Origin of the sequence: Brevibacillus sp. HB1.4B (assembly GCF_013284285.1) — a bacterium.
GTDB classification, from domain to species: Bacteria; Bacillota; Bacilli; order Brevibacillales; family Brevibacillaceae; genus Brevibacillus; species Brevibacillus porteri.
The window spans coordinates 117,086-139,875 of the sequence record NZ_JABSUT010000003.1; the positions used below are offsets into that span (position 1 = coordinate 117,086).

Below are 22,790 nucleotides of genomic sequence, written 5' to 3' on the forward strand. Positions count from 1 at the left end.
TAGGCAGGATACATTCCATGGATAAGGGTGAGCAGCTTGAACCAGTTTTTTCAAGCATGGCAAAAAAGAAAAGAAGCCCTCCAGTCAAAAGGGTTGGATCAGCACTCCAACAAGAGCATGGAAAGCGTATCGGATGTTACGCTCACGACAAATGTGGAAGAAAACATCCAATTGATTCAAGCGCAGTTTGGAAAGTGTGATGATCTCGTCGTTCGTCGTTTTCAAACAAAGTCGAAGGCTCAAGCCGCTATCGTTTTTATAGATGGCATGGTGGATCGCAATGTCATTAGTGATTTTATTATTCGCTATATGACGACTCCCGATATCACCTATCAAGATCCGGCGACAAATGAGCTGGATTTGACAGACAAACTGAGGCAGATCGTCCGAAATATTTTGTCTGGATGTGCGGTGCTGATCATTGATGGGTGTCAAAATGCTTACTTGAATAACACGAGAGGTTGGGACAGGCGTTCAGTGGAAGAGCCTCAGACGGAATCAGTCGTACGAGGGCCACGCGATGGTTTTTGTGAAACGTTGTGCGTGAATGCAGCGCTGATCCGCTTCCGCTTGAAGGACCCCAATCTCAGAGTGCGTCATATGGTTGTCGGGGAACGAACACAGACTGACATTTACGTCATGTACATCGACGGCATTGCGCATCCCCCGATGGTCGAGGAAGTGATTGCGCGAATAGAGAGCAGTGTTCGCGTGGATTCTGTGCTGGAGAGCGGTTACATCGAACAATTGATCCAGGATCGGAGATGGTCCCCATTCCCGCAGATTCAAAATACGGAGCGCCCTGACAAAGTAGTGGCCAATCTTTTGGAAGGGAAGGTAGGCATTCTGGTAGATGGGACTCCGTTCGGTTTGATTGCTCCAGCTGTATTTTCGCAGTTTTATCAGAGTCCCGAGGATTATTACGAGCGATTTTATATCGCGACCTTGATTCGGTTCATTCGGATTATTAGTATCAGCATCGCCTTGCTGTTGCCGTCTCTTTATATCGCTTTTAGCGCGTTCCATCCAGAGATGATCCCTTCTCGACTGGTCATTGCGATGGCGGCAGGACGATCTACGGTTCCATTCCCTTCTTTAATCGAAGCCCTGTTTATGGAGCTGGCCATTGAGATATTGAGGGAAGCAAGCGTGAGGCTACCGGGGCCAATCGGTCCTACGATCGGGATTGTTGGAGCACTTGTGGTCGGAGAAGCAGCGGTAACGGCCGGGCTTGTCAGTCCTGTCATGGTGATCATCGTAGCTGTGACGACAATCGGCTCGTTCGCATCCCCGAGTTACAGTGCAGCGATTGCCATTCGCATGCTCCGCTTCCCGGTGATGATCTTGGCAGGGATGTTTGGTCTTTACGGTATTATGCTGTTTTTGATCGTCATCCTCATTCACTTGTCTTCACTGAAATCGTTCGGCGTACCCTATATGAGCCCGCTTAGTCCTCTCAACCTGAATGGAATGAAGGATTTGTTCGTACGGGCCCCCCATCATCTGATGAAAGCAAGACCGATGATGTTTCATGTTCAAGATAAAATCCGGATCAGAGAGGAGGATAACCAGAAATGAACAGGAGGGAGGGGCACAGCTGGCACCAGGCTCTATCGATGTGGCAGCAAATTTGTCTCATCACAAGTACCTTAATCGGTGTCGGCGTATTGACCCTTCCTCGCACAACCAGCTCGAAATTATTTGAGGCAGGTTGGATCGCTCCTCTGATTGGCTCAGCAGGTGCGTATGTCTCCTTATGGTTAATTGTCAAATTGAGCAGGCGTTATCCGGGGGAAACCTTTATTGAATACAGTCACAAGGTATGGGGATCTGTCAGATGGCCTTGGGTGGGCAAAGTATTCAGCCTCCCTTGGATTTGTATCTACTTGGTATACCTGTATTTTTCCACGGCAGTCGTATCGCGTGTATTTGGTGAAGTGGTTGTGACTTCCGTTCTTTTGCAAACTCCGTTGGAAGTTGTGCTTATCACAATGTTTTTGCTGGTACTATTTTTGTGCATGCATGAGGTGGAAGTAGTAGCGCGAGTGAATGAGTTGCTGTTTCCTTTTATTATCTTGCCACTTCTTTTTATCGCGATTGCTTCGTTCCAAAAAGCGGAATTTGGGAATCTCCTGCCGATTACTCATGTGTCGTTCCATTCAATGGTAGAGGGGGTATACGAAGGAATTTATTCTTATTCCGGTTTTGAAATTATGTTTATCTTTTTCGCCTATGCACAACAAAATACGAACAGGGAATTGGCAGGATTTTACAGTCTGTTAATTGCAGCGTTGCTCTACATGTTAATTGTGGTGGCTGGCATTTCAGTGTTTGGGTACGAAGAGCTGCAGAGGGTGACGTGGCCGACACTTGAATTGGTCAAGACGACGCAAGTGCCTGGATTGATCTTGGAACGATTGGAGTCCGCTTTTTTGGCCGTGTGGGTGTCGGCTGTTTTTACTACGGTAGCCAATGCGTATTACGTTGTTGTGTATTCACTGAGACAGTTGTTTCGCAAGGGAATCAGGTTTCAAAGAATCGTGGCTTCTGCCCTTTTCGTCCCTTTATTCTTCTTTTCCCTCATTCCCCAAAACATAACAGAAGTATTTAAGTGGGCGTCGTTGCTGGGGTTGTCTAGCCTGGTTATTAATTTGCTGTTTCCCGTCGTTTACTGGGTAGCAATCCTCATCCGTGACATGGTGACCCGACGAGAGGGGCGGAATATCGATGGGTAAGTCTTTTAGATACTTCGCTTTGCTGATCTTCTGTACAATCTTGCTGACGGGGTGCTGGGACAGACGGGAATTGGAGGAACGCGCATCGGTATTGGCTATTGCGATTGATCAGGATGAAAAGAATGAAAATCTGTACAAAATGACCGTCCAAATTCCGATTCCCATTAAAATCGCGGGGAGTAGCGGGAAAGGTGGAGGAAATGATGCGAATGCCGTGAAAATCATGAGCGTGACAGGAAAAACGGTGACAGATGCTTCCAACAACCTGCAAATGCGGCTGAACCAGCGAGTGTTTCTTGGGCATACGCGTATTCTTGCAGTAAGCGAGGAGGTCGCTAGAAAGGGAATCCAAGACATCATGGACAGCTTTCGTCGCGAGCCGCAAATAAGGCGACTCCTGTGGCCGATCGTCGTGAGAGGCAAAGCGTCTACCTTGCTGGAAATCAAACCGAGGATCGAGCCGATTCCAGTCGTTTTTTTGATGGGGCTGATCGAAAATGGCATGAAATTAGGAAGAATTCCGGACCAAACGTTGGGCGACTATTTCAATCAGACCTCTAATCTAACCATGGAGCCGTTTTTGAATTATGTTGAGGCAAGTAAGAATGAGGTGAGCTGGAAAGGGGTTGCTGTTTTTCGCGGGCACAAGATGGTGGGGATACTTGATCACATGCAGACATGGGTATTGCTCCAACTGCGCAATGAAAAACCGGGTGGAGACATTCTGATTCCGTTGCCGAAGACCAAGAACGGATATGTTAGTTTTCGTCCGCATTTTGTAAAAAAAAAGGTGATCATTCACAAATCCTCTTCCGCTACCTATCATTGCGAGCTCCAAGGAGATATTGTCGAACTTACAGAAGACCTGAAAATTCCAGCAGAGCAATTCGTCCTACAAATGCAAGCGCTTATCCAAAAAGAAATGGAAAAGCGCGCCAAGAAGTTACTGCAGCAAGTACAAAAGCAGTACAATAGTGACATTTTGAAGCTGGGTCTTACACTGCGTGCGAAGCATTACCAAGACTACTGGAAAACGCACAACTGGAAGGAAGATTTCAGGGATTTTCCGGTTCGCGTTACATACACAATCAAGCTGCGCCGTCTCGGTATGGAAATGCAATAGGAGAGCGATCACTGTGGAGAATCAGCAACGTAATTTTGGTACCTGGCAACTGACAAGCATTATGATCAGTTCGATGATCGGGGTGGGTATTCTCATCATCCCGAGAACGGCAACCGAACTTCTTCATCAAATGGGATGGTTGGGACCCATTGCAGGTGCTTTCGTAGCATCCGTGGCTGTGGCGGCCATCGTTTATTTAGGTAACCAGTTTCCAGGCCTTACCTTTGTTGAATTTATGCCGAGAATATTTGGGGTTGCCATCGGTACCCTGTGTGTGTTTCTTTTCATTCTCTATCAATTCCTCAATGCGGGAATCACAGCCAGATTGTTCGGGGAAGTCGTCGTGACCTCCGTATTACCGCAAACGCCACTGGAAGTAATTATCATCACGTTGCTATTGTTGGTCATGTTTCTTTGTTGTCATGAGATTGAAGTTGTGGCGAGAGTGAATGAGCTGTTGATTCCTTTCCTCCTGTTTCCGTCTCTCTTGATTCCGCTCGTCTCTTTTATGAACGCAGATTGGTACAATTTATTGCCATTCCAAGTAGAGTCATGGAAACAGGTCATGAAAACAGGTCTGAATACGTATACGCTCTACACCGGGTATGAGCTGTTAATGGTTTACTTTGCCTTCGCTATTCCCGGGGCAAGGCTAGGGGTGGCCAGCATGACAGGTATGAGCTTTGCTCTTGTCGTTTATTTGCTCACAGTTGTTGCAGGCATTACTGTATTTGGCTATGAAGAATTGCAGAGGCTGGTTTGGCCTACGCTTGAACTGGTCAAGGTAACACAGAGAACTGGTTGGTTTTTGGAGCGTTTTGAGTCCGCCTTTCTTGCCATTTGGGTTGCTTCTGTATTTACAACGATCGGCAATATGCTTTACGCAACGATTTTTTCATTACGGCGCTGGTTTCACAAAGGAATTCGTTTTCAGCAAATCACCGCGATTGTAATCATGGTGCCACTATTTTTCCTAACATTACTGCCGCAAAATATAGTGGAATTGTTTTCTTATACACAGCATTTGACTGCCGTGGGATTTTTGATCACCATCATCATTCCCATTTTGCTGGCAATCACCCAATTCATGCGCAATCAGTTCAACAAAGGTCGGGAAGTGAACAATGAAAAGGGAGGGACATAAGAGTCCCTCCCTTTGTAGCTTGCTTTTTTCAAAGAAGATGTGGTTAGATCGGTTTTTCGGCTTGCTCAGGCAAGTGTTCCGCGATCGTCGTAATCATGGATTGTCGTGAGGAAGCATCGCTGTTTTGCCACAGCACTTCAAACAAAACGCCTAAACCCGGGAGCGTCTTCTCCTGACCGCTCGAGATGGCATCACTGATGGTTTCTTCGACTGCGTTTGGATCTGAGCCTTGCATTTTGTACATGATCGCTTGACGTAAGTTGAGTGAGGCAATATTCATGACCGTGCTTACACCTCTCTTGTGAGAATGAATTCAAGAAATAGTATTTGTAAACGCTGATTTGTGCATACCATGCTTTTCGAACAAAACGTTCATGACCGTTTTGTGGCGGATGTTTTGGATGTGCTATAATGCTTGATATTGGTAAGTTCCGTAAAGGAGAAGATTAACATGTCCAAGCAATTTGCCATTATCGGGATGGGACGTTTTGGTTCTAGCGTGGCGAGAACGCTGTACGAGATGGATTATGAAGTCATGGGAATAGATGAGAACGAGGAGCGTATTAACGAAAATATTCAGTACGTAACGCACGCGGTAGCGGCTGATTCTACGGATGAACGGGCCTTGAAGGAAATCGGCATCCGCAATTTTGACGTAGTCGTCGTGGCCATTGGGGTCGATATTCAGGCGAGCATCCTGACAGTATTGACACTGAAAGACTTGGGTGTCAAAAAGATCGTGGCAAAAGCACAGAATGAGCGTCATGGACAAGTATTGTACAAGGTAGGAGCTGACCGTGTCGTATTCCCTGAGCGCGACATGGGGGTGCGGGTTGCCCACAATCTGATCTCCTCTAACGTTCTTGACTTTATTGAGCTGGCAGAGGACTACAGCGTGGCGGAGGTCGTCGTGTCGTCCAAGCTGGTCGGTCAAAACTTGCGGCAACTGGATATTCGGAAAAAATACGAGGTCAACGTTATTGCCATCAAAAGCGGAGATAAATTCAACATCGCTCCTAGCCCGGATGAAGTCATCCAATACGGCGACGTGCTTGTGGTGATCGGGAACAACAAAGACTTACGCGAATTTGAGGAGCGGGCATAGGTTTATGACAAATGACATCATTACTTCGGTACAAAACCCTCTGGTAAAGCGATTGCACCAGTTGCTGTCACGGAAAGGACGGGAAGAGCATCAACGTTTTCTCGTGGAAGGGGCGCATCTGGTAGAGGAGGCGTTAAAAAGCGGGGCGGAGGTAGTCACGGTTATTTATGATCAGCAGCGTGACATGGACCCTGCCTGCCAACGTGCTCTGGCTAATCATCCGGAAGCTGTTCAGGTCATTGCGGCATCAGAGACAGTGCTGGCGAAGCTGTCTGAAACCAAGTCACCACAAGGAATTGTGGCCGAAGTGAAAAAAACAGCAACAGATTGGGCAAAATGGGTAGATAAGAAGAGAGAGGAACAAGACAGCTTGCTACTCCTCTTTTTGGACGAAATACAAGACCCGGGCAACCTCGGCACGATTTTGCGTACAGCAGAGGCGGCAGCAGTCGATGGTGTCGTACTTGGAAGTGGCAGTGTCGATATTTACAATGGAAAAGTGGTACGTGCCACAATGGGGGCACTGTTCCGCATCCCAATCTTTACACAGTCATTAGTCGAGACAGCAGATGAATGGAAGGCAAAGGGAGGGCGAGTTCTGATCTCTTCCTTGGAGCAAAACAGTGTTTCCTATGACGAGGCTGATTATGCTGGTTTAACGGCAATGGTCATCGGAAATGAAGGAAGAGGCGTCTCTAAAGAGATGTTTGCCAGGGCAGACCAATTCGTTCACATCCCGCTTTATGGCGGCGCAGAGTCATTGAATGCAGCTGTCGCGGCAGGAATTTTTGTATACGAGGCACAACGCAAAAGAAAAGATCGGCATGCTTAGCCGATCTTTTGCTCACTTTTTTTCTCTTTATACTCTTCGCGCGCGAGTTGCCATTGATCTTGCGCCATCCGGATAATGCCGCTCTCAATGGTGTGGTTGCGAAAAGCCAGTGCCTTACCGAAATACTTGATGGCTAAGTCAAACTTTTCGAGTCTGCGGTAGAGCTCACCAATCAAGTACAGCAAGCGAACTTCGGTCATTTCTTTATCGCCACGTGTATAGTCGGAATGAATATACGATTGTTCATATTCTTCCACGGCCATATCGATAAAGCGCATTTCTTCCGAGACATTTGTCTGGAATCGATAAAGCCATGCGAGACGCAAATACAGACCCGCTTTTACGGAATGGGGCTGATCTGTTAGTTCAGCTGCGTAAATGGCTAGCTTGTAGCTGACAATGGATTCTGGTATATGACGAACCTTGCCAAAATCTTTTGGCTTCCATTTCGAGGAGATTTGTTCATCCACAATCTGCTTTTGCCAGGGGGCGAGCTTGTCTCGGAATTGATCCGTAAAGGCGAAGCCGCATTCAGGGCAGACATTGACGGTATATATAATGGGATTTAAAGATTGCTCTTTAAAAGTGGTATAAAAATCGCTGTCGCGATTGACCATCGTCAACGTACCGCTTCTGATCCTTTTGGTCGAAAAGGACGCTTGGCAATGGCGGCAGTTGATTGTCTTATCGTAAAGGGCGGAAACATTATCAATCATGTCAAAATCCCCTTTCGAATGGTAACATACACATGAAAACACTCTCTTGATATGTAACATTTGTAGAATTGAAAGTTCTCTCTTGTTGCGCTATAATTTTCCTTACATCACAATTATAACGTAAAGCGATGACGGAGACTAGTACGCAGGACCTATCTGTTTTTTCAGGGAGAAGATGTCACAGACTGCGAGCATCTTTAACATGATAGCTGCTGAATTCACTCCAAAGCCGCACTCTGAACCGCTTTTCGCGCAGTAGGAGCAGCCGGGTCATACCCGTTACCAATGATCTGAAGTGAGACAAATGTCTCTTTCCACTAGTGATATTGTCATGGATTTGTCACAGGGTGGAAGTGAATTGTCTAACAAGGGTGGTACCGCGAGAAAAAAGTAACTCGTCCCTTTTCTGGGGCGGGTTTTTCTTTTTTTTTACGTTAGCCTCGATAGAGGTTATTTTATCAAACGAAAAAGGAGCGATTCGAAGTGCAAACTCGGTTGCAAGAAATGAAAGAGTCCGCACTGGGCCAAATCAGCCAAGTGACAGAAGCCGCACAACTTCAGGATTTGCGCGTCAAATACCTGGGGAAAAAGGGCGAGTTGACAGAACTGCTGCGCGGAATGGGTGGCCTGTCCCCAGAAGAGCGTCCAGTTGTCGGTCAGCTGGTGAATGAGGTAAGGGAAGCGCTGGAAGCAGCGTTCTCCGGTAAACAAAAAGCTTTTGAAGAAGCGGCTCTGAATGCCAAGCTTTCTTCTCAAACGATCGATGTGACACTGCCAGGACGTCCAGTACCAGCAGGCACCATGCACCCGCTCTCTCGGATTATTGAAGAGATCGAAGACATTTTCATTGGCCTGGGCTTTGAGGTGGCAGAAGGTCCTGAGGTTGAAATGGACCACTTCAACTTCGAGATGCTGAACCTGCCGAAAGATCACCCGGCACGCGATATGCAAGATACGTTCTACGTCACAGAAGAGCTGTTGCTCCGTACGCAGACATCTCCTGTGCAAGCACGTACAATGCTGAAAAAAGAAGGCAAGACCCCACTCAAAATGATCTGCCCGGGTAAAGTGTACCGCCGCGATGATGACGATGCGACACACTCCCACCAATTCACGCAGATCGAGGGTCTCGTGATTGATAAAAAAATCGGGATGAGTGATTTGAAAGGTACCCTCTTGACGTTTGCCCGTCAAATGTTCGGGGAAAACCAACAAATTCGTCTGCGCCCAAGCTTCTTCCCGTTCACGGAGCCTTCCGTAGAAGTAGACCTGCAATGCTTCAACTGCGGCGGTCATGGCTGCCGTGTATGTAAGCAAACAGGCTGGATCGAGATTTTGGGTGCTGGTATGGTTCACCCGCGTGTACTGGAAATGGCCGGCTACAACCCTGAGGAAGTCAGCGGCTTTGCATTCGGTATGGGTGTAGAACGAATTGCGATGCTCAAATACGCGGTGGAGGACATCCGCCATTTTTATACCAACGACGTTCGTTTCCTGCGTCAATTCAATCGAGGTTAGAGAGGAGAGGCAAAGATGAAGGTATCGTACCAATGGTTATCTGAATATGTCGATCTGAGTGGAACGACGCCCCAGGAGCTGGCTGAAAAGCTGACTCGCAGCGGGATTGAAGTAGACGCAGTTGAATCGCGCAACGCAGGTGTATCCGGTGTTGTGATCGGTTATGTAAAAGAACGCAGCAAGCACCCGGATGCAGACCGTCTCAATGTATGCGTCGTTGATGCAGGACAAGGGGAAGACCTGCAAATCGTTTGTGGAGCAGCAAACGTAGACAAGGGACAAAAAGTTCTCGTTGCCCTGATCGGTGCGAAGCTCCCAGATGGTTTGAATATCAAGCGTTCCAAGCTGCGTGGTGTAGAATCCCAAGGGATGATCTGCTCGGCAAAAGAATTGGGCTTAAACGACAAGCTTCTGGCAAAAGATCAGCAAGAAGGCATTATGGTCTTGCCAGCGGATGCGGAAATCGGAATGGATGCTATTTCGTACCTCGGCTTGGATGACTATGTGCTGGAATTGGGACTGACGCCGAACCGTTCGGATTGTTTGAGCATGCTGGGGGTTGCTTACGAGGTAGCCGCTATTTTGGGCAAAGAAGTGGTATTCCCACAAATCGAGCTGACCGAAAACGGTGGCGACAACCCGATCCAAGTCAAGATCGAAGCGACGAATGAAAGTTATCAATACCACGGTCGTCACTTCACCAACGCCAAAATCGCGACATCTCCGCAATGGATGAAAAATCGCCTGATGGCAGCGGGAATTCGTCCGATCAACAACGTGGTAGACGTGACCAACTACGTCCTGCTCGAGTACGGTCAGCCGCTGCATGCTTTTGATGCGACACAGGTAGCTGATCGCTCTATTGTCGTTCGACTGGCAAACGAAGGCGAAAAGCTCGTGACATTGGACGATCAAGAGCGCACGCTGGATGAACAAACCTTGCTGATTGCCGACCAGACCAAAGGCTTGGCGATCGCAGGTGTAATGGGCGGAGCTAACTCAGAAATCACAGGCGAGACGAGCGAAATCATTCTTGAAGCAGCTTGGTTCACGCCAAAAACAGTACGCCGTACAGCTCGTATGCTCGGCATGCGTACAGAAGGCTGCGTACGTTGGGAAAAAGGCGTTGACCAAGCACGTGTGCAGGAAGCGGGAGAGCGCGCTGCTGCTCTGATTCAGCAATTGTCTGGGGCAACGGTATCCAAAGGAATCAGCTCTGCTGTTGTAAGTGAAGCTACGCCTGCCGTTGTTTCTGTTACGCTTGCAAAAATCAATCAGCATCTCGGAACCGACATGGCTGCTTCTGAGGTATCGCCGATTTTCGAGCGTCTGCAATTCCCATATGAAGTAGCGGGCGAAAAATGGACGGTCACGGTTCCAACAAGACGTGGCGACATTACGCTGCCAGAGGATTTGGTGGAAGAGGTTGCACGTCTGTACGGCTACGACAACATTCCGACCAGCTTGCCTTCCGGTTCGACCACACAGGGACAGTTGACAAAAGAACAGCAATTGCGTCGTACCATCCGTCATCACCTGATCGGTACTGGCATGAATGAAGCGATTTCCTATGCACTGGTTCATCCAGATCGTGTCGAGGCAGTAGCGGGTCTGCATCAGGAGAAAGTAAACCCTGTTGCGCTCATGATGCCAATGAGTGAAGACCATAGCGTTCTGCGCACGAGCTTGATACCAAGCCTCTTGGAAACAGTCGCTTACAATAAAAACCGCCAAAACCACGATGTCGCGATTTTTGAATTGGGCCGTGTGTTCTTGACGAAAGAAGAAACACTCACGCAGCTTCCAGAGGAGCGTCTGTATGTAGCGGGTGCGTTGACTGGACAACTGCTCACACAAAACTGGATGGGCGCTAAGCAGCCTGTTGATTTCTTCCAAACCAAAGGGATTGTGGAATCACTCTTTGCTCGTTTGGGTATCCAAGCTGCTGAATACAAAGCTGTACAGGACATCGCGGGTATGCACCCAGGACGTACTGCTGAAGTATGGGTAGGAGAAAAACGTCTGGGCTATTTGGGGCAAGTTCATCCGGGTACAGAAAAAGCGTATGATCTGTCCGAAACGTACGTATTCCAGCTGGATGTAGCTACTTTGATTGATGTAGCTGCCGAGGTAGGACATTACAATCAGTTGCCGAAGTCCCCAGCGGTAACGCGTGACTTGGCTCTCGTTGTGGATCGCAGTGTAGCTGCTGGTGCATTGGAAGCAACGATTCGTAAAGCGGCAGGCGAGCTGCTCGAGTCCGTAACCCTGTTCGATGTATACATGGGTGAGCGTATTGCCCAAGATAAGAAGAGCATGGCATTTGCCCTTGTATTCCGTCACGCAGAGCGTACCTTGCAGGACGAAGAGATTCAACAAGTGACCACTGCTGTCGTCGAAGCCTTGAAAAACAACACAGGCGCTGAACTGCGCATGTAAGATTGCTTGACGAAATCTGACATTTTCAGTAACCTAAAAAAGGATAAAGTAGAGCAAAGGTCGCAGTAGGGAGGTACCTCTCGTGCAAGGTGATGGGAAAAATCGTTTGACGGTGGACATCTTTGGCCAACAATACCGGCTCAGTGGCAAGGCAAGTGTCAATCACATACGCATGGTGGCCGGTTTCGTTGATGACAAGATGAACGAAATCGCAAACGGCAACCATCGACTGGATACTGCCAAAATTGCCGTACTTTCTGCAGTCAATATCGCGGATGAATACTTCCGCTTGCGTCAGGAGTACGAAGAACTGCTGAAAATCATTCAGGAAGAGGCAAAGGCTAAACCGATAGATTAAGGAAAAGAGGGGCGGAATGCCTCTCTTTTCACGTTGTGGGTAAAAGGAGAAGAGCCACCCCGTCTTTGATGGGATGGCTCTTTGTCGCATTTTGCCTATGTCTCCTGCTTGTTCCCGGCATCTCCATTGCGCATGTCCATATGGGTTTTGATCGGGATAAACAAGTCGATGATCCCGATCACCAAGGAAGCCAGAAGCGCCCCAAGAATCGTGACGCGGAAGCCAGAGACGATGAACTGAGTGAGATAAATCACGACGGCACTGACCAAGAAGCCGATAATACCACGATTGTACGGCGAAATTCGATCTCCGAAAATGGCTTCTACGGCCCAGCCAATCAGTGCGATGACAACGGCCGCGAACAGAGCTGTCCAAAAACTGCTAACCGAAAAGCCGGGGACCAGAAAGCCGACAAACATCAGGACTACGGCAGCGACGATAAAGCGGACGATATGGCGCATGATCGTCAAGTGTACTCCTCCTTTAGGGTTGTTTCACCTTTCATTCTCTCACGCAAAGAGTAGAACTATGCCAAACGAAAACGTGTAAAATTATCCTTCGCCGGCGGTGCCTGTCCGAAGCTATCCGTAGCCCAAGTTTTCTAAGCTCCGCTGCCATGTTATAATGGGGAGATCGTAATGATTGCCGGTATAGACCGTCGCTCCCGCCCGCACGGTACAACGGTCGCCGCTGGATAAAGAAGGAGGAGCACAGTGGAACAACGGGTTTTAAGGACGTTAGAATACGATAAAATAGTCGCCCTGTTGATTGACAAGGCATCTTGCACATATGGAAAAGAAAAAGCATCAGAGCTGATTCCTTTTTTACGCTTGGATGAAGTCATAACCGCTCAGCAAGGGACAGAACAAGCAGCAACCGTGTTACGCCTAAAAGGCAGCGTGCCTCTCGGTGGCATTCGCGATATCCGCGGTCCCGTACAGCGCGCCAGATTGAACGCCATGCTCGCCCCGATGGAATTGCTGGATATCGCCAGCACCGTTATGGCCGGACGCAGGCTCAAAACGTTTTTGCTCGATATGTGTGAGGATCACGAGCTGCCATTATTGCAACAGGAGGCAGAGCGTATTGAGGGCCTGCGCGAGTTGGAAACCGATATTCGCCGCTGTATTGATGAAAATGGCGATATATTGGATAGCGCGAGTCTTGAATTGCGACAGGTACGTCAGGAGATTAGACAGCTCGAGTCGCGCATTCGCGAAAAGCTCGATCAAATGACACGCTCGTCTACTTACCAAAAAATGCTGATGGAAAACATCGTTACGATTCGTGGCGATCGTTTCGTTATTCCGGTGAAGCAGGAGTATCGCTCTGTATTTGGCGGAATTGTCCACGACCAGTCGGCATCTGGAGCGACGCTCTTTATCGAGCCGGAAGTGATCGTCGAGATGAACAACAAGCTTCGCGAGCTTCGCCTGCGCGAGGAACGTGAAGTGGAGCGCATTCTGTATGTGTTGACGGAGCAGGTATCCTTTGCGGTAGAAGCTTTGATCGAGAACACAGAAGCACTGACAGAGCTCGATTTCATGTTTGCCAAGGCTCAGCTTGCCTGGAGCATGAAGGCGATCTGTCCACGCATCAATGATCGCGGATACGTAAACATGCGAAAAGCGCGTCATCCACTCATTCCACGGGAAGTTGTCGTTCCTGTAGATGTGGAGCTAGGTGGAGAGTATCAGGCGATTGTTGTGACAGGACCGAATACAGGCGGAAAAACCGTTTCCCTCAAAACAATCGGACTGCTGTCCTTGATGACCATGGCAGGCTTGCATATTCCGGCAGAGGAAGAGAGCGAGATGACTGTATTCTCCTCCGTTTTTGCCGATATCGGGGATGAGCAATCCATTGAGCAGAGCCTGTCTACATTCTCGAGCCATATGACCAATATTATTCAAATCTTGGCGAAAATGGATGACAAGAGCTTGGTACTGTTTGACGAGCTAGGGGCAGGAACAGACCCGACAGAGGGTGCTGCTCTGGCCATGTCTATTATCGACCATGTGATTGATTCCGGTGCGAGATTGGTCGCAACGACACACTACAGTGAATTGAAGGCGTATGCCTACGATAGACCCGAGGTCATCAACGCCAGCGTAGAATTTGACGTACAGACGCTGCGTCCTACTTATCGCTTGCTCATCGGGGTGCCAGGTAGGTCCAACGCGTTTGCCATCGGAAGACGTCTGGGATTGCCAGAACACATCATTGATGTAGCGCGCGGCTCAATCAGTGAGGAAGACAATCAGGTCGAGAGTATGATCGCTTCGTTGGAGCGTAATCGCAAGTCGGCGGAAGCAGACAGGTTAGCGGCAAAAGCGGCACGCGAGGAAGCGGAAGAGCTGCGTAGACAGCTGGAAGAAGAGCGCGCGCAATTTGCTGAAGAGAAAAACAAGCGAATGGAGCGAGCAGAAGACGAAGCGCGAATTGCGGTCCAACTCGCAAAAGAAGAAGCGGAAACAATCATTCGCGAGCTGCGCGAGCTGATGGCAGAAGGCATGGAAATCAAGGAGCATCGTCTCATCGATGCGAAGAAGCGCTTGGGCAATGCCGTCCTTGAGCTGGAGAAGGAAAAGGTGAAGAAGCCTGCGAAAGCCGTTCGTGCCACACAGATCAAGGTGGGCGACGAGGTAATGGTGACGAGCTTCGGACAAAAAGGAACCGTGCTGGAAAAAGTAAACAATGAAGAATTCCTCGTGCAGATCGGGATCATGAAAATGAAGGTGAAGCGCGATGATATGCATGTACAAAACTCCATCCAGCAAAAACCGCAAGCTGCTCCGTACACCTCTGTGAAGCGTCGCAGTGACAATATCAAGATGGATCTTGACCTGCGTGGCTACAACGTTGAGGACAGCATTCGGGAAATCGATCAGTTCTTAGATGATGCGCTGTTGGCAGGCTTGCACTCGGTCTCCATTATTCACGGACACGGGACAGGGGTACTGCGCAAAGGCGTGCACGAGTATTTGAGAAGTCATCGTAATGTAAAATCCTTCCGCTTAGGTGGTCAAGGAGAAGGCGGCGTAGGTGCTACCATTGCCGAATTGAAATAAGAGGTCGGGAGGGACATATGGAAAGCCTTCTACACAATCCATATTTTGCAACTGCAGCTTATTTTACTGTGTCTGGACTGGCGATGGTGTTATTCTTAGCCATTTTTGAACTGGTAACGCGTTATCGTGTTTGGGAAGAATTGAAGCGCGGGAACATGGCAGTAGCAATGGCAACAGGCGGGAAAATTTTTGGGATCGCGAACATTTTCCGTTATTCCATTCAGGCGCATTTTTCTTTGGGAGAAGCGTTGATTTGGGCGACATTCGGATTTTTCCTGTTGTTGTCTGCGTACTTCATTTTTGAATTCATGACCCCTACCTTTAATGTCGATCAGGAAATTGCAAAAGATAACAGGGCTATTGGTTTTATTGCGATGGTCCTGTCCATCGGATTTTCGTATATCATAGGGGCATCCTTGCCTCGTTAGACGGGTTGAACGATATTTCAAACGAGAGTATAATTTGATTTGGCGAAAGAGTACCAAACTATTCTGCCCAATCAAAGTCCTTTTTACGAAAAAGAGGACAAGCCAAGATTGTATGGGGGAGGAACAGCCTTGGAAACGTTGTACAAGGTCCTCATCGGATTGTGTGTGCTTTTTATCGCTGCAGGTGTTTACTACCTGTCCTAAAAATATGCGCAAGTTGGCCGCCTGACTTCTTCTACAGTCATACGGACCTTACTTGGAGAATGTGAAAGAGGAGATACGCAATGACTCAACCTGTACGCGTAGCTGTTGTGGGATTGGGGTTTGTAGGCTTGCCGTTGGCGCTTACCTATGCCATGAAAGGAGCAAACGTCATCGGTATTGACGCCTTACCGCATGTCGTCGATGAGATCAATGCGGCACATTCCCATCATCTGGAGTCCTATCAGGGAAAAACGTTGCCAGAGATCCTCAAAGAGCAGATTGAAGCAAAACGTTTCCGTGCAACGACCTCCTACGAGGAAGCTGCTGCGGAAGTCCATAACTATATTGTAACAGTCGGATTGCCTGTTCATAACGGTGATCCTGATCTCGGACCGCTGAAAAGCTGTGCACAATCGCTCGGTCGCGTACTGAAAAAAGGCGATACCATCATGATCCGCAGTACCGTCGTACCAGGAACGACAGAAGACGTGATTCTGCCGATTTTGGAGGAAACAAGTGGTCTTGTTGCTGGTGTCGATTTCTTCCTGACATACTGCTCAGAGCGAATTGCAGAGGGTCGTGCTTTTGAAGAGTTCATCCATATGCCGCTCGTTCTGGGTGGCATCAATGAACAAAGCGCTGAAAAAGGAAAAGAGTTGCTGTCCTTCATCAGTGAGACGGACATCACGATCTCGGATATCCGCGTAGTCGAGACAGCAAAAGTCATCGAGAACATCCAGCGTGATGTAAACATTGCAATGGTACAGGAATTTGCTCGTTTCTCTGAGGCATTCGGCATCGATACGTTCGAGCTGATCAAGGTTGCCAATACGCACACGCGTGTAAACATGTTATCGCCAGGACCGGGTGTAGGCGGCTTCTGCTTGCCGAATGCGCTGTACTACTTGCAGCCTAAGGCACGTGAATTGGAAGTAAACCTCCCGATTCTGCAACTGGCCCGCAATACGAATGATGCAGTCCCTGAAGTGTTGATCAGCATGCTTGAGCAAGCCCTGAAGAATAACGGCAAGACATTGGCAGGAAGTCGCGTAGCTGTATTGGGGATGGCGATGAAAGACTTTTCCAATGACGACCGCGTAAGCCCTGTCCACGACCTGATCAAGCAGCTCATAGTAAAAGGAGTAGACGTTCGTTCCTACGATCCAGCTGTTCCGACTGTGTATGATCACAAGGTTGACAGTTTTGAGAAAGCAGTGAATGGAGCAGATGCGTTGTTCCTGACTGCTGTGCAAAAGGAATTTGCTGAGGCGGATTGGGCCCATGTGGCTGAAAAGATGGCTGACGCGCCGATTCTCTTCGATACGAAGAACCGCATCCCGCGTGACCTTGTCAGCAAGGCTACTGTGGTGCGCATTTAATTCTTGAACAAGTACCATTGATTCATATGAGAAAACCTCTCTAAACGCACGTAGAAGCGTTTGGCGAGGTTTTTTTTCATAAAGTAGTGAACCATATTGAACGAGAGAGCCAATACAAGGTGTATACAATTTCAGGGGGCCCTCCGATGAATGATCAAATGTTAGAACTGTGGCTGGACCGTTTGCTTGATGGAGATCAAGAAGCTTTTGAGGTGGTCTACAGCATGACACGGACAAAAGTTTACGGGACCGTATCAGCCATGGTCACGAATAAAGAAGATGTTCACGATATTGTGAGCGAAGTTTACTATCAGCTATGGAGATCACTGCCTGGCTATGATCGCAAGCGTCCTTTTCTTTTCTGGGTGAATGGGATTGTCATTAGACAGGTGAAAAACTGGCGTAGACAGATTTGGAGAAGATTCCGTCTGATAGAACGAAAACAGAGCTTGGAAGAAAAGCAACATGTCGAAACGCCGGATGAGCCAATGCTTGCGATGGAGTCTGCCACAGAGATGCAGCAAGCAATCCAAAAGCTGCCGTTCAAGCTGCGGATCGTCGTGATTTATCGGTATTACTACGATTATACGTACGATCAGATTGCCGAACTGCTGCAAATACCAGTGGGGACAGCAAAATCGAGAAATCATCTGGCATTAAAGCGAATCCGAGAGTCGTTTGACGTCGAGTGGAATGAGGAGGAGCTCCAAGCATGTCTATCGAGAAAATCATAAAACAGTCACTCACCAAACAAATTGACGAGACCATGATTCCTGGTGAAGTAGACCAGCGAGTCAGGCAGTCCTTTCAACGCTATCACAAAAAAAAGGAGACTGTACCGATGAAGAAAAAATTGGTTATGATGGGATTAGTTGCTGCTATTATACTGCCGACTGGAGTATATGCGGCTTTAAATGGAACCTCTTATTTTGCAGACAATCCAAAAGACTTGAACAGTTTGGTGGGTGAAGAGGTTAAGCGAGCAGCGGAAAAAGGGTTGTCCATTCCGATCGATCAAAAAATTACCGATCAGGGGATTACGATACATTTTACGGAAGTGTATGCGGAAGATAGCAAGGTTCTGCTGCACTATCGCATTGAACAACAAAATGGAGAACTGGTGCCTTTCGAATTCGATACGACAGGTTTAAATGTGGTAGGCGAAGCAAATGGCAATCCTGTGTACCAGGATAAAGGCTTGGAAGGTACAAGTGTCCTAAACTTTATCGGGACCAAAGAGGATACTATGCCTTTCTACTTAACAGACGAGTCCGGTAAGGAAGTAGAGGTGGGAATAGCCGATCATGACAAGCCAGAGGGCGTTCTTGCCTTCGCCTCGCATGGATTCAAGCTACCACAGCCACTCACCTTAAACATCGATGTGAACCGGATCGGCAAAACAAAGGGCAACTGGAAGGGACAATTTATTGTGGACCAGAGCAAAGCCAAAGAAGCAACAGAGGCTGCGAAATAGGAGAAAAAAATTCGGTCACGTATAAGAAGCCTCGTAAATGGCAATAGTAACCGGGGTAAGACAATATTTCAAATGTCATGTAAGGGTTACATGCTAGGAGGCAAAAAATGGAACGTGGAAGAGTAAAGTGGTTTAACAGCGAAAAAGGTTTCGGTTTTATCGAGCGTGATGGTGGAGATGACGTATTCGTTCACTTCTCCGCTATTCAAGGCGAAGGGTACAAATCCTTGGACGAAGGGCAAGAGGTTGAGTTTGACGTAGAAAACGGTCAACGCGGTCCTCAAGCGACGAACGTTCGGAGACTATAAAAGCTGAAACGACAAGCAGACTCAGGTGATGGGTCTGCTTTTTTATTTGGATTAGGAGTAGCTGCAGTGGTGGAAAGAAGTGGCTTGGGCTTTGTAAAAGCAAATAAAAAATGAAAAAAGATGCGAAAAAACAGAAATAGAGAACGGAAGAACTGATATCAGTCTTCCGTTCTCTCCTCACCTGTTTAGAAAAACTCTGCACCCGACGCCAGGTTCAGCATAGCCCGCATCGTTTTGTACATATCCTGCGGATTGGCTGCATTGTAATAAACCATGTTTGTAGCTGTTTCATAGCGCGTGCCCGGGACAAGCGCGGCCATCTCGGCTTGTCCTGCATGGGAGAATTCCATCGCCAGCTCTACAGGTACAGCTGTACGGAATGGCTGGATGTTGTTCCGATTGCGCAAGGCATTGGTCGTCTTGCGCTTCAGTTCAGCGGTCGCTTCTTCACGCGAGAGACAGATAGCAGCTGTGCGGGATACAGCTTCCTTCACGATCGCTGTCTGAATACCTGGAATCAGTTCCTGGGCTTCGACGGCAATGAGATTATCACCAGACACCATGACAACAGGAACGTTGTGCATGCCTGCAATCGCGGCGTTAAAGCCGAACTCACCCACGACTTGTCCGTTGATATACATATTGTGAACCACACCGGACATCGTATGGCTGAGCACGCCAGGAATCCCTTGGCGGGTATGATAGCCGATAAACATCGCTGCATCAAAGCTCTCATCGAGTCCCTGCATCATGGATGAATCGCGTGGAGAACCTGCCAACAGTCTCGCTTTAGGATGGAGCTTTTCCCAGAGAATGTTGTTCATCGTGTTGTGACTGTCTGCAACAACAATTTCCGTTACGCCAGACTCAAGTGCAGCTTCAATAACTGCATTAGCATCGTCCGTCATAAACTGGCGGCCACGCTGATAGTTAACCCCCGAATCCGGGTTAATATAGCTCGTATCCACAATGCCTGAAATACCTTCCATGTCTACCGATAGAAATAGTTTCATCTCATTTTCACCCTTTCTGTCTGGTACAGCTTGCTATACAAAATAGTTCCAATTCATATGTAACCAGATTGATCATAAGTAGGCAACCACAAAAACAGATTCTTCAAACAAATCATATGAAAAAAGCACGATGCCCGCTGTTCGCGTTTCACCGTGCTTTTCGTCATTTCAGTAACGTACGATAAAGAGCAACAATTTGTTTGGTCATGAGTTGAATGGTAAAAGTGGATTCTACTTTATTCAGAGCGTGTTGCACCATGGTCTCACGCAACTGTGGTGAAGTCCATAACCGTTCCATTGCTTGCGCCAACAAAGTGGGATTTCCCGGTTCGACGATCAGCCCCGTCTCGCTATCGAAAACAAACTCTTTCACGCCGCCGACATTGCTTGCTACGACAGGAACCTCCGAAGCCATTGCCTCGATGATCGTATAGCCTAGCCCTTCGTACAGAGAAGAGTGGACAAAGCCATCTAAGGCATGCAAGCACGCAGGAATATCTTGCCGAAATCCTGCAAAGCGAACACGCGATTCCAGGCCCAATTCTTTCACCTTAGCTTCGAGCGCAGCACGTTCAGAGCCGTCTCCGATTAACACGAGATAAGGGACCTCTTTCTTGTCCGCCACAAGCGTATGGAAAGCATCGAGCAGAATCGGGAGACCTTTTACGGGAACAAAGCGAGCTGCTGTCCCGAATAAAAAGGCGTCCTCTGGTATGTTCCATTCCGCACGCAGTCGATTGCGGTCATTCTCCCGTAAATGGTTTTGCCGATAAGGCTTCATGTCCATTCCGTTATAAATCACGCTAATGTCAGACGAGCGAACACCCTGCCCCCGCAAAATATCGGCAATCGCACCACTGATCGCGATATAGTGACGGTTCCAATGTCTCGTGCTCATTTCCATCATGCTGACAATGGCGTAGGCCAAGGAGCTTGTATAATCATAACGGAGTGAGCTGTGAACAGTGGTCAGTAAAGGCACCTTCATACCGCGAGCTGCCAGTCGAGAAAAGAAATTGGCTTTAATCCCATGCGTATGGATAATCGCTGGTTGGAATGTGGAAAAGGCATTCCGCAGAGCCTGCAGCAATCGTAAGTCAAAACGTCCGAATTGATTCAGAGTAATGACTTGGATGCCTGATTCCCGCAATTTACTCGCGAAGAGAGAATCATAGAAGCATACGACTGCGACATCTACTTCGTCGACTGGAAAAGTAGTGACCAAATTGAGAATATGTTGTTCAGCACCGCCAAATTCCCCCCCGCCAATCACGTGGAGGACTCGTAATTTGCTCATCTGAATTCACCCGAATCGTAATTAAAAAACAACCTCTACCGAGGTATGTACATGGAGGCACGACCCAATACAGGCGGTGTGCCGAAAATGAAGGATAATTTGTAAACAAAGCCATTCTCACTATAGCAGATGCCTGCTAGATTCGCAATAAGACAGCACTTATGGTATCGTTGATGATGGAAAATTGAAATGGAGAAGGACGGTTACGTAAATGAATACGCACAATGTGTTGATCATATGCTACATATTTCCTCCAATTGGTGGAGGCGGCGTGCCAAGACCGTTGAAAATGGCCAAATATTTAGGGGAGTTTGGCTGGAATGTCCATGTGCTGACAGTAGATCCTGCTTATCATGCGACGCTCGATCCATCCCTTTTGACACAGCTGCCGAGTGATGTCACCATTCACCGTGCGAAGGAATGGCAGCTGCTGCCGAATCGAGGGGGACAAGCCGCATCAGCAAGTGCCAATACAACGTCCACACCATCACAGCCTTCGTTCAAAGCGAAGGTAAAAAAACAGATCGTCAATGTGCTGAAAAAAGTAAAGCCATACTTATTGATTCCAGACGACCAAATCCTGTGGATGCCGAATGCGCTCAAGCTGGGGCGGGAAATTATGCGCCGTGAAAAGATCGACGTGATTTTTTCTACATCGGGACCGGTTACGAACCATTTGATTGCGAAAAAGCTTTCCCGTGAGTTTGGCTGCAAATGGGTAGCGGATTTCCGAGATCCGTGGACGCAAAATATGCACACCTCTGGCATAGAATGGCGAGAGCGTATGGAAGAGCGAATGGAGGAGGCCGTGATGTCCCAAGCGGATGCGATCACGACCGTTACCGCGACCTTCGCCTATAATTTTCGCGAGAAGCACCAGGATCGCATCAAGCGGATGGAACTGATCTACAATGGGTTTGATCAGGCTGATTTTCAAGGGTTGGCTCCTAGTCATGCTGCTCCGGACAAATTTCATGCGGTGTACGCAGGTATTTTGTATCAAAAGCGCAACCCACGCCTACTCCTGCAAGCCATCCGGGAACTCATCGATGAAAAAGCAGTAGACCGAAATGATCTCTTACTCAGCTTTGCAGGGGTGTTCGATTATCCGGGTTATTCCGAAAATCGTGACTGTGTAGAAGCATTGGGGCTGGGGGACATCGTTAGCGTGTTGGGGAATCTGCCGCATAAAGAAGCACTCGGACTAATGAAAGGTGCGAATGCCCTGTTGCTGATCGGGGATGTGTCTGCTGACGCTGGAGCGTATATTCCGGGTAAGCTCTACGAATACATGGGGATCGGCAACCCGATTCTTGCTCTGAATAAAAGAGGCGAAGCGACAGAGATTATTGAAGATTTCTGTCTCGGACAAGTAGCCGATCCAGAGCAAAAAGACGAGATCAAGCAAGCGTACCTGAAGCTGTATCAGGAGTGGAAAGCGCAAGGAAAAACGGGTAGCGAGAAACGCGGAGCGGATTTTGCAGAACGTGTGAAACCGTACGAACGTCGTGAACAGGCGAAGCAACTGGCGAACGTGATGGATGAACTGGTAAAAAAATAGGACAGCATAGCCCCGGAGCCAATGAAGGCTGCGGGGTTTTCTTCATGACAGGCATACTTCTTCTGCTTCAAAATAAAAGGACCTG

The 22,790-nt window shown here is 48.2% G+C and carries 21 protein-coding genes; 16 read left to right on the plus strand and 5 right to left on the minus strand.

Features of this window, described 5'->3' with window-relative positions; genetic code table 11:
• The first annotated feature begins 36 nt into the window (after positions 1–36).
• From HP398_RS08480 to HP398_RS08495, 4 genes are read left to right on the plus strand one after another with little or no spacing between them, the layout of a single operon-like run.
• The gene (locus HP398_RS08480; RefSeq protein WP_173622373.1) at positions 37–1,578 is read left to right on the plus strand and encodes a spore germination protein; all 1,542 of its coding nucleotides are present in this window, start codon (positions 37–39) and stop codon (positions 1,576–1,578) included.
• Positions 1,579–1,616: 38 nt separating this feature from the next.
• Complete coding sequence (locus HP398_RS08485) at positions 1,617–2,735, plus strand: GerAB/ArcD/ProY family transporter (RefSeq protein ID WP_254475978.1); 1,119 nt, start codon at positions 1,617–1,619, stop codon at positions 2,733–2,735.
• Positions 2,728–3,858 (plus strand): Ger(x)C family spore germination protein, encoded by a 1,131-nt coding sequence (locus HP398_RS08490; RefSeq protein ID WP_173622375.1) that lies wholly within the window; start codon positions 2,728–2,730, stop codon positions 3,856–3,858. Before HP398_RS08485 ends, HP398_RS08490 begins: the two co-directional genes overlap by 8 nt.
• A gap of 13 nt (positions 3,859–3,871) precedes the next feature.
• A complete protein-coding gene (locus HP398_RS08495; RefSeq protein WP_017251054.1) occupies positions 3,872–5,002 on the plus strand; it encodes a GerAB/ArcD/ProY family transporter in 1,131 nt (376 codons plus the stop codon).
• Between the two features lie 43 nt (positions 5,003–5,045).
• On the opposite strand, the gene sspI is transcribed toward HP398_RS08495, so the two are convergent.
• Complete coding sequence (sspI, locus tag HP398_RS08500; protein WP_007728525.1) at positions 5,046–5,282, minus strand: small acid-soluble spore protein SspI; 237 nt, start codon at positions 5,280–5,282, stop codon at positions 5,046–5,048.
• 171 nt (positions 5,283–5,453) lie between these two features.
• Here sspI and HP398_RS08505 point away from each other — a divergent pair, with 171 nt between their 5' ends.
• Both HP398_RS08505 and HP398_RS08510 read left to right on the plus strand, forming a co-directional pair.
• Complete coding sequence (locus HP398_RS08505; RefSeq protein WP_007728524.1) at positions 5,454–6,107, plus strand: potassium channel family protein; 654 nt, start codon at positions 5,454–5,456, stop codon at positions 6,105–6,107.
• A gap of 4 nt (positions 6,108–6,111) precedes the next feature.
• A complete protein-coding gene (locus HP398_RS08510) occupies positions 6,112–6,939 on the plus strand; it encodes a TrmH family RNA methyltransferase (RefSeq protein ID WP_017251055.1) in 828 nt (275 codons plus the stop codon).
• Here HP398_RS08510 and HP398_RS08515 read toward each other — a convergent pair.
• Complete coding sequence (locus HP398_RS08515; RefSeq protein ID WP_017251056.1) at positions 6,936–7,655, minus strand: DUF2225 domain-containing protein; 720 nt, start codon at positions 7,653–7,655, stop codon at positions 6,936–6,938. The genes HP398_RS08510 and HP398_RS08515 overlap by 4 nt on opposite strands.
• Positions 7,656–8,138: 483 nt before the next feature.
• Between HP398_RS08515 and pheS the strand changes: the two genes are divergently transcribed.
• From pheS to zapA, 3 genes are all read left to right on the plus strand, one after another.
• Positions 8,139–9,173, plus strand: a complete 1,035-nt coding sequence (gene pheS, locus HP398_RS08520) for a phenylalanine--tRNA ligase subunit alpha (RefSeq protein ID WP_017251057.1) — start codon at positions 8,139–8,141, stop codon at positions 9,171–9,173.
• Between the two features lie 15 nt (positions 9,174–9,188).
• Positions 9,189–11,612, plus strand: a complete 2,424-nt coding sequence (gene pheT, locus HP398_RS08525) for a phenylalanine--tRNA ligase subunit beta (protein ID WP_017251058.1) — start codon at positions 9,189–9,191, stop codon at positions 11,610–11,612.
• Between the two features lie 82 nt (positions 11,613–11,694).
• The gene (gene zapA, locus HP398_RS08530) at positions 11,695–11,970 is read left to right on the plus strand and encodes a cell division protein ZapA (protein ID WP_007728510.1); all 276 of its coding nucleotides are present in this window, start codon (positions 11,695–11,697) and stop codon (positions 11,968–11,970) included.
• 95 nt (positions 11,971–12,065) lie between these two features.
• Here zapA and HP398_RS08535 read toward each other — a convergent pair whose 3' ends face one another.
• Positions 12,066–12,440, minus strand: coding sequence for a phage holin family protein (locus tag HP398_RS08535; protein WP_017251059.1), 375 nt, complete (start codon positions 12,438–12,440; stop codon positions 12,066–12,068).
• 243 nt (positions 12,441–12,683) lie between these two features.
• On the opposite strand from HP398_RS08535, the gene HP398_RS08540 reads away from it, so the two are divergent.
• The 6 genes from HP398_RS08540 (at position 12,684) to HP398_RS08565 (ending at position 18,834) form a co-directional block, all read left to right on the plus strand.
• Positions 12,684–15,041, plus strand: coding sequence for an endonuclease MutS2 (locus HP398_RS08540; protein WP_173622376.1), 2,358 nt, complete (start codon positions 12,684–12,686; stop codon positions 15,039–15,041).
• Between the two features lie 17 nt (positions 15,042–15,058).
• Positions 15,059–15,469 (plus strand): DUF350 domain-containing protein, encoded by a 411-nt coding sequence (locus tag HP398_RS08545; protein ID WP_017251061.1) that lies wholly within the window; start codon positions 15,059–15,061, stop codon positions 15,467–15,469.
• A gap of 284 nt (positions 15,470–15,753) precedes the next feature.
• Positions 15,754–17,052, plus strand: coding sequence for a nucleotide sugar dehydrogenase (locus HP398_RS08550; RefSeq protein WP_173622377.1), 1,299 nt, complete (start codon positions 15,754–15,756; stop codon positions 17,050–17,052).
• Between the two features lie 146 nt (positions 17,053–17,198).
• Entirely contained in the window at positions 17,199–17,786 is a 588-nt protein-coding gene (locus HP398_RS08555; RefSeq protein WP_017251064.1) for a sigma-70 family RNA polymerase sigma factor, read from the plus strand.
• Positions 17,765–18,526 carry a DUF4179 domain-containing protein gene (locus HP398_RS08560; RefSeq protein ID WP_173622378.1) on the plus strand — a complete coding sequence of 254 codons (762 nt, stop codon included), beginning with the start codon at positions 17,765–17,767 and terminating at the stop codon, positions 18,524–18,526. The genes HP398_RS08555 and HP398_RS08560 overlap by 22 nt, the downstream gene beginning before the upstream one ends.
• Before the next feature lie 107 nt (positions 18,527–18,633).
• On the plus strand, positions 18,634–18,834 hold the full coding sequence (locus HP398_RS08565; protein ID WP_007728493.1) for a cold-shock protein: 201 nt from the start codon (positions 18,634–18,636) through the stop codon (positions 18,832–18,834).
• A 185-nt stretch (positions 18,835–19,019) separates the two neighbouring features.
• On the opposite strand, the gene HP398_RS08570 is transcribed toward HP398_RS08565, so the two are convergent.
• Together HP398_RS08570 and HP398_RS08575 are read right to left on the minus strand one after the other, a co-directional pair.
• Positions 19,020–19,847, minus strand: coding sequence for a M55 family metallopeptidase (locus HP398_RS08570; RefSeq protein WP_173622379.1), 828 nt, complete (start codon positions 19,845–19,847; stop codon positions 19,020–19,022).
• A gap of 163 nt (positions 19,848–20,010) precedes the next feature.
• A complete protein-coding gene (locus tag HP398_RS08575; RefSeq protein ID WP_173622380.1) occupies positions 20,011–21,144 on the minus strand; it encodes a glycosyltransferase in 1,134 nt (377 codons plus the stop codon).
• Between the two features lie 211 nt (positions 21,145–21,355).
• Between HP398_RS08575 and HP398_RS08580 the strand changes: the two genes are divergently transcribed.
• Complete coding sequence (locus HP398_RS08580; RefSeq protein ID WP_173622381.1) at positions 21,356–22,705, plus strand: glycosyltransferase family 4 protein; 1,350 nt, start codon at positions 21,356–21,358, stop codon at positions 22,703–22,705.
• Positions 22,706–22,790 lie beyond the last annotated feature (85 nt).